The sequence below is a fragment of the Streptomyces milbemycinicus genome, assembly GCF_002154605.1.
GTDB lineage: Bacteria > Actinomycetota > Actinomycetes > Streptomycetales > Streptomycetaceae > Streptomyces > Streptomyces milbemycinicus.
This window is the reverse complement of sequence record NZ_MUNE01000598.1, coordinates 1-6,682: the sequence shown is the minus strand read 5'-3', so window position 1 is coordinate 6,682 and position 6,682 is coordinate 1. Positions and strand designations below refer to the sequence as shown.

The window sequence follows — 6,682 nt, the reverse complement described above, 5'->3', positions numbered from 1 at the left end:
CGGAAGGGGCCTCTGGGGGGGTGCGGTCAAGCGGGTGCGGGGGTGCCGCTCGGGTCGAGTTCGGGGAAGAACCAGCGTCGCTGCGAGAAGTCACTGAGGCTGGACTGGCGGGCAGTAGCCGGTCTCCTCGCCGATGGTGTTGATGTCGGCGTTGGGCCTGGGGTCCCCCGCGTAGTCGATCTGATCCGTGCACTTCGTGTCGGGCTTCTTGGGGGTGCCCGACGGAGTGCCTTTGATGGAGCCCTTGGTGGAGTCCTGGGCGGGCTTGGCTGTGAACGTGGGGGACTGCGGGGCGCTCGCGGAGGCGGATGGTGAGGACGAGGCGTTGGTGTCGCCGTCCTGGCAGGCGGTGAGGCCGAACGCGGCGACCGCGATCAACATGGCGGCGGCGGCCTTGCGGGCGTGGCGGAGGGTGGTGCGGTGCGACATGCTCTTCCCCGTTCTCTCGACGTGGTGCTTGAGGTGCGTGAGAACAAGGCTGTCGGCCGCCGCTGATGATCTACCGCTGTACGACTAACGTCCCAGTAACGTCCGAGGCCTTCGGGGTGGGTGAAGTTGCGGCAGAGTGTCGGAAGACGTTGTGCGGGTCGTACTTCGCCTTGATCTTGCGCAGTCGGTCGTCACGGGGTCGATGACAGGGGGGGCGGCGCATGGGAAGTGTCTTGAAAGGGGTCTCGGGGGTTCGCTGGGGGGAACTGAGCGACGCACAGCAGAGGCCCGCCGTCGGCATTCCGCCGTTGCTCTCACGGATTGCGTACGGAGGTGAGGACGCCGCTCGTCTCGCGGTCGACGAACTCGGCGACCTCATCTGTGCTTTGGGGTTTGTCGTGGGTGAGGCGACGGCCGCGACGGTCCCTTTTCTTCTTGAACTGGCCGGGGCTCCGTATGTGCCGTGCAAGGCCGAGCTGTTGGATCTGCTGGAGAGCATCTGCCGCACCGGGCAATGGCACTCCGCCGCCGCAGCGGTGCGCGGTCCGAAGAGTACGAGCTTCCAGGAACAGCCCGGCTGGGAGAAGGCCGCCAGGGCAGCGGTGTGTGCGGGACGGCCGGTCGTCGAGGGCATTGCCTCATCCGTGCGGCCGGAAGAGGCTGAAGCAGCACAGAAGTTGTTGTGGGCCATGGAGAATCTGCGGCCCTTCCCGAGGCTTTGAGCCGGTCGGGTGCGGAAGAGGTCCGGCTCGGGGGGAAACGAGCTGCCGAGCCGGACCTTGGGTCAGCGGCGTTGGCTCAGGTGGGCGGCGGGTCGTTCGGCCATGCCGCCGGCGCCGGTGCGTACTCCGCCGTGCGGGGTCCGCGTGCCGTGGCCGTCGGATTCGAACTTGCCGTCCTCCAGCTCGAAGTGCTCGGGCGGTGAGCAGCCGATCGCCGGGGTGATCAGCAGGCTGGTGGTGATGGGTGCGGGATTGGTGCTTGCCGTTGAGAACTCGCAGATCGCGTGCGGGCCGGTGACCGGGAACCAGAACCAGCCGTCCACCTCACCGACCCGTACCTCGTCCGACAGTACGAGTTGGCCGTGCTCCCGGACGAACGCCTTCAGACGGACGGAGGCCCTTAGCGGGTCCTTGGTGGACCGGATCGCGGTCAGGGTGAACTTGATGTTCTCGTCCGCGTCCAGGACCGAGGACGCGATCTGCTTGGTCTCGGCCTCCTTCCCGCCGCCTGTTCCCCCGCCGTGGGCTCCGGCTTCGGTGGTTTGGGCAGGGGTGGCCAGCATGGCGACGGTCGCCGCGGCGGTGGCCAGGACGGCGCCGCCGCGCACGAGTGCGCTCGCGTGTATCGGCATCTTTCCTCCCAGGTGCTCATGCGTCTTTTTCGCGCATGAATGCCACCTTTTTCCTTCCACCCGACAACGGGAAAACCACCCGAATCACCCGTTCGCGCGCGGCGTCACCCGGTCGGGCCGCGCCCCAACGGGTTCCGGCTGCCGGGGGTGGGGATGGAGGTGGGGGTGAGCCGTTTCGGTTCCCAGCGGCGCTGGATGTCGGGTGCGGTACGGGGCGGTTCGCGCGGTCGCTCGCGGAGCGGGGGCTGGATGTCGAGGGGATGGACGCCGACGCGCATGTCGTCGAGGCGGCGCGGGCGGCCGGGGGTGGTCCTTGGTATCGGCAGGTCGATGTGCGCGAGGCGCAGTTACCCGAGGCGCGTTACGACTTCATCTCATGCATCGCCAGCCTCCACCACATGCCGTTCGACTCCGTGCTGACGTTACGGAAGGCCCTCGCGCCCGCCCCGTCCGTGCAGATCCCGATGGTCTGGCCGCCCCCGCTGACGTACGCCGAGACCCGTCGCGAATCCGCCCGTCTGCTACCGGGGTCAACGCTGCGCCGGCTGCTGTTCTGGCGGTATCTGCTGGTGTACCGGGCTCAGTGAGGCTGCGCGCTCGCGCGCGGGGCGTACGAACGCGACATCGGCGGCGCGCGGGACGATCTCGGCCTCGCCGCCCAATGCCCATTCGGCCACCCGCGACACGATCGCGGCCGGAACCACATCGCTGATGCCCGCTGCCGCCGGGATGTCGTACGTCGCATGGGCGTCGTGCGGGAGGACCACGCGGTATCCCAGCGCCAGCGCCGTACGCGCGGTCGCGCTGACGCACATCTCGGACATCACCCCGCATACGGCAAGGGCTTGTATCCCCATGCCGGTGAGCAGTTCGCCGAGGGGTGTGTCCTTGAAGCCGTCGTCCTCCGGTTTGCGGATCACGACCTCCCGTTGGCCTTCGCGGACCGGCAGGTGCAGCTCCCAGCCCGGTGTCTTCGGCTCGTCGGCCGCGCCCGCCGGTCCGTCGTTCTGGAGGTGGACGACGAGCGCGCCCGCCGTACGTGCCCTGGCTGTCAGGTCCTCGACGCGCTCAAGCAGCCGCGGCGCGCCGGGCACCGCGGCCGGACCTGAGACGAAGGCCGACTGGACATCTACGACGATCAGGGCCTGGGCGGGCGGCGCTGCAGCGGTCATGCGGGGATTATCCCAGAGGGTTGGGGGGATTGGGGATCGGAGGAGATCGGCGCCTCGTCGTTCGGGGATCGGCGTGGTGCGCGGGTCAAGGGCGCGGCGGGGCGTCCAGGGCGGCCGTGGTCAGGGTGTGGAGGCTCGCGGTGAGGCGGTGGCCTTCGCCCCGGCGTAGGAGGGCCAGGACCGGGTCGCTGTGCAGGGCGCTCAGGAGGATGTGGGCCAGGAGCTCGGCGTCCAGGTCGGGGCGTTCCTCGGCGATGAGCGTGCTGATGTGGCGGTGCCAGGCGGTGTAGACGGGGTGTGCGTCCTGGTCGGCCGGGGAGTCCTCGGCGGGCTTGGCGGGCCTGGGGGCGGTGGTCATGGCGTGGTCGAGCGCGGCGATGAGGCCCTTGTTACGGGTGACGACGTCGACCATGGCGTCGAGGAAGGCCAGCAGGCGCTCGCGCGGGGGCGCGCCCGGGCCCAGGGGTGGCGGGCCTGTGGCGACGGACTCGCCGAGGGTGAGGGCGCGTTCCTCCATGAGAGCGCGCATGAGGCCCATGCGGTTGCCGAATCGGTGGAAGACGGTGCCTTTGCCGACGCCCGCCGCGGCGGCGACCTGCTCCATGGAGATCTGCTCGGGCCGGTACCGGTCCAGCAGTTCTTCGGTCGCGCACAGGATGGCCCGCCGGTTCCGTGCGGCGTCGGCGCGTTCACGACGGCCCCCGGTCATTGAGTCCTCTCCTCTCGCACGGCCGTGTCTCCGGCCTGTCCCGCATGGTGTCACGTGTCCCGCGTGGACAACTGGACTGATGGTCCAGTACGGTCGCGATGCTGAATAAGTTGACCAGCAGTCCAGTTCTCTGGGGAGGGCTTCAGCATGCGACGTGTGCGCTATTACGAGTACGGCGGTCCCGAGGTGCTGCGGATCGAGGAAGCGGACACTCCCGCTCCGGGTGAGGGACAGGTGCTCATCCGCGTCGAGGCGATCGGCGCCAACTTCGTCGACACCAAGTTCCGGCGCGGAGGAGAGGGGATCTTCACGTGGCCGCTGCCCGGCACGGTCACCGGGGACGTGGTGGGCAGGGTCGAGGCCGTGGGGCCCGGGGTCGAGCAGGGTCGGGTGGGAGAGCGGGTGGCGACGCTCGTCGAGGACGCGTTCGCGGAGCAGGTCGTCGCCGACGCGGCCTGGCTGGCCCCGGTGCCCGAGGGGCTTGATGCGGGGGCGGCCAGCATGCTGCCGATGGGGGCGCCGGTGGCCCTGCGGGCGCTGCGCCTGGGGCGGCTCGCGGAGGGTGAGAGCGTGCTGGTGCACTCGGCCGCCGGTGGCATCGGCCATCTCGCCGTACAGCTCGCGCGGGTGCTGGGGGCGGGCACGGTCGTGGCCACCGTGGGCTCACCCGACAAATTCGACTTCGTCCGGGAGCTGGGCGCCGATGTCGTCGTCGACTACACCGACGACGACTGGCCGGACCAGGTACGGAAGGCCGTACCGGGCGGTGTGGACCTGGCCGTGGGGTCGGTCGGCGGGTCGATCCTGCATCAGACCGTCGAACTGCTGGCCCCATTGGGCCGGGATGTCGAGTACGGGGCGGCGAGCGGGGATCTGGGGGAGGTCGGGGTCATGGCGTTGTTCGCGCTGAAGCAGGTGGCCGGGTTCTCCCTGCTGGCCTGGCGGGCGGCCCGCCCCGAACTGGCGCGCGAGGACATGGCGGAGGTCGCCGACCACTTCGCGGCGGGGCGGCTGCGCACCGTCGTACACGCGCGATTCCCGCTCGCCGAGGCGGCCGCGGCCCACCGGATGATCGAAGAGCGGGCTCAGCTCGGCCGGGTGCTGATGGTGCCCTGATATCCGCAGTGCCCGTGATACGCGGGAGGGCCGGTTCCGGTGTCCGGAGCCGGCCCTCCCGCGGGTTCGGGGCTGCTGCGCCCGTCAGTCCTCCTTCGCCCTCCAGAACACCGGCTCCTTGTCGAAGTCGCCCGTGTACGAGACGACCGACGGCGTCTCACCCGAGGGCAGCAGGAAGACCTTGCAGAGCGTGGCGGTGTCGTTCGCGTTGAAGTCGTCCGGGTCCTCGCCGGGGCACTTGGTGACATCGCCGCCCAGGGTGATGAGGGACTTGGCCTCCTCGCCGCGGCTGTCGCGCAGATGGGTCGGGGTGTTCAGGAAGGGGTAGTGGATCGAGTTCTTGCCGATGTTCTCGAAGCTCATCGTCACGTAGTACGGCTGCAGCTTCCGCTCCTCGGCGTTGAGCGCCACCTTGTCCAGGTCGGACTGGGCGCCCTTCACCACGCTCTTCGCCGCGATCCTCAAGGTGCCCGTCTTGTCCGAGCGCTTGTATGTGATCGGGGTGGACTCACCGAGGGCGAGGGTCTTGCCCGCGTCCGAGTCGACCGCCTTGCTGGCGGAGGCGGACGGCTTCTTCGGGGCCTTGGAGGGCGCTTCGGTGCTGCCGCCGTCCTGGGCGAGGTTGTCGTTGCAGCCGGTCGCGACGAGGGCGAAGCCCGCCGCACACAGGACGGCGACGGCGGTGCGGTTGCGCGTGGATCGGATACGCATAAATCGGTCCCCGTTGAGTTGAAATCGTCTGAGTTCGTCTGAGCTGATGTCGTTGTGGCGGGCCGGATACGCCAGGCCCTCGTTGTGCTGTGCACCCATCATGACCGCGACAAAGTCCCAGGCCAGAGGTGATGATCCACTCGAAGCGAGGCTGAGACCACGCCGTTGCAAAGTAACCGGGGAGGTAATGGATTTCCCTGGGCGCTCGGAATGACGTAGAGTTACACCTACCGACGCGGGGTGGAGCAGCTCGGTAGCTCGCTGGGCTCATAACCCAGAGGTCGCAGGTTCAAATCCTGTCCCCGCTACTCATACGAGGGCCCGGCACATCAGTGCCGGGCTCTCGGCCGTTCAGGACCGAGCGGACGACTGCGGGACCTTCCAGGACACCGGCCTCTCGGTGCCGTCTCCCGTGGCGTAGATGACGGTGGCCGGGGTGGCGCCCCTGGGCAGCAGGAAGACCTTGCACAGGGTCGCGGTGTCGCCTGTCCCGAAGTCGTCGGGGTCCTTGCCGGTGCACCGCTGCACGCCGTCGTCCTCGCTGATCAGGACTTCCTGGGACGCGCCGCCGCTGTCCTCCAGGCTGGTGGGGGTGTTCAGGAAGGGGTAGTGGATGGAGGCGTCGCCGATGTTCTTGAAGGTCATGGTGACGTAGTACGGCTGGAGTTGCCGCTCCGCGCCCTGGGGCGAGGCCTTGGGCAGATCCGCCCGGGAGCCCTTCACCACGCTTTCCGCCGCGACCTTCAGGGTGCCCCGGACGTTGTCCGAGCCGCCCTTGTATGTGATCGCGGTGGCCTTGCCGAGCGCGAGGGCCCTGCCGCCGTCGCCGTTCAGCGCCCCGTCCGCTGAGGCCGCGGGTCCCGGCCCGCGCCCTGCCTCCCCGGAGGCGGCGTCGTCCTCACAGCCGATGGCGAGGAGGGCGAGGCCGGCCGTGCAGGCGAGGGCGGCGAGGCGGGGTAGGGCGGCGAGGCGGGGTAGGGCGGAGCGGTTGAGCACGTGGACGGTCCCTTTGCGGTGGTCGATTGCCGGCCGCGGTTCGTCAGCGAGAAGAACGCGGTGATCTTGTATTGCAGATCATCATGGTCGCGACAAAAGACGTCTTGCGTGCCGATACCAACCCGCAGCAAGCCTGGGACGGGGCCGTGACGCGCCGCCCGGGCGCCCGGGGTCCGGCCCCGTCCCAGGCTTGCT

10 protein-coding genes and 1 tRNA gene are annotated in these 6,682 nt (G+C 69.4%); 4 read left to right on the top strand and 7 right to left on the bottom strand.

Going from position 1 to position 6,682, the window contains the following annotated elements; all coding sequences use genetic code 11:
- Positions 1-90 precede the first annotated feature (90 nt).
- On the bottom strand, positions 91-429 hold the full coding sequence (locus tag CCN51_RS39760) for a hypothetical protein (protein WP_014177838.1): 339 nt from the start codon (positions 427-429) through the stop codon (positions 91-93).
- Between the two features lie 70 nt (positions 430-499).
- The gene (locus tag CCN51_RS60305; RefSeq protein WP_158104739.1) at positions 500-652 is read right to left on the bottom strand and encodes a BBE domain-containing protein; all 153 of its coding nucleotides are present in this window, start codon (positions 650-652) and stop codon (positions 500-502) included.
- Here CCN51_RS60305 and CCN51_RS39750 point away from each other — a divergent pair.
- Complete coding sequence (locus CCN51_RS39750; protein WP_014177837.1) at positions 651-1,151, top strand: hypothetical protein; 501 nt, start codon at positions 651-653, stop codon at positions 1,149-1,151. The genes CCN51_RS60305 and CCN51_RS39750 overlap by 2 nt on opposite strands.
- 62 nt (positions 1,152-1,213) lie before the next feature.
- Here CCN51_RS39750 and CCN51_RS39745 read toward each other — a convergent pair whose 3' ends face one another.
- A complete protein-coding gene (locus CCN51_RS39745; RefSeq protein ID WP_014177836.1) occupies positions 1,214-1,783 on the bottom strand; it encodes a hypothetical protein in 570 nt (189 codons plus the stop codon).
- Between the two features lie 35 nt (positions 1,784-1,818).
- On the opposite strand from CCN51_RS39745, the gene CCN51_RS39740 reads away from it, so the two are divergent.
- On the top strand, positions 1,819-2,370 hold the full coding sequence (locus CCN51_RS39740) for a class I SAM-dependent methyltransferase (RefSeq protein ID WP_078610546.1): 552 nt from the start codon (positions 1,819-1,821) through the stop codon (positions 2,368-2,370).
- Here CCN51_RS39740 and CCN51_RS39735 read toward each other — a convergent pair.
- Both CCN51_RS39735 and CCN51_RS39730 read right to left on the bottom strand, forming a co-directional pair.
- The gene (locus CCN51_RS39735; protein WP_014177834.1) at positions 2,314-2,955 is read right to left on the bottom strand and encodes a cysteine hydrolase family protein; all 642 of its coding nucleotides are present in this window, start codon (positions 2,953-2,955) and stop codon (positions 2,314-2,316) included. The two genes, CCN51_RS39740 and CCN51_RS39735, sit on opposite strands and share 57 nt — an antisense overlap.
- Before the next feature lie 85 nt (positions 2,956-3,040).
- A complete protein-coding gene (locus CCN51_RS39730) occupies positions 3,041-3,664 on the bottom strand; it encodes a TetR/AcrR family transcriptional regulator (RefSeq protein ID WP_014177833.1) in 624 nt (207 codons plus the stop codon).
- Positions 3,665-3,811: 147 nt separating this feature from the next.
- Here CCN51_RS39730 and CCN51_RS39725 point away from each other — a divergent pair, with 147 nt between their 5' ends.
- Entirely contained in the window at positions 3,812-4,780 is a 969-nt protein-coding gene (locus CCN51_RS39725) for a quinone oxidoreductase family protein (RefSeq protein ID WP_014177832.1), read from the top strand.
- Between the two features lie 84 nt (positions 4,781-4,864).
- On the opposite strand, the gene CCN51_RS39720 is transcribed toward CCN51_RS39725, so the two are convergent.
- Entirely contained in the window at positions 4,865-5,491 is a 627-nt protein-coding gene (locus CCN51_RS39720; protein ID WP_043490787.1) for a hypothetical protein, read from the bottom strand.
- A 234-nt stretch (positions 5,492-5,725) separates the two neighbouring features.
- Between CCN51_RS39720 and CCN51_RS39715 the strand changes: the two genes are divergently transcribed.
- A tRNA-Met gene (locus CCN51_RS39715) sits at positions 5,726-5,799 on the top strand.
- Between the two features lie 43 nt (positions 5,800-5,842).
- On the opposite strand, the gene CCN51_RS39710 is transcribed toward CCN51_RS39715, so the two are convergent.
- Positions 5,843-6,487: a hypothetical protein gene (locus CCN51_RS39710; protein WP_014177830.1), complete on the bottom strand. Its 645-nt coding sequence runs from the start codon at positions 6,485-6,487 to the stop codon at positions 5,843-5,845.
- Positions 6,488-6,682: the final 195 nt, after the last annotated feature.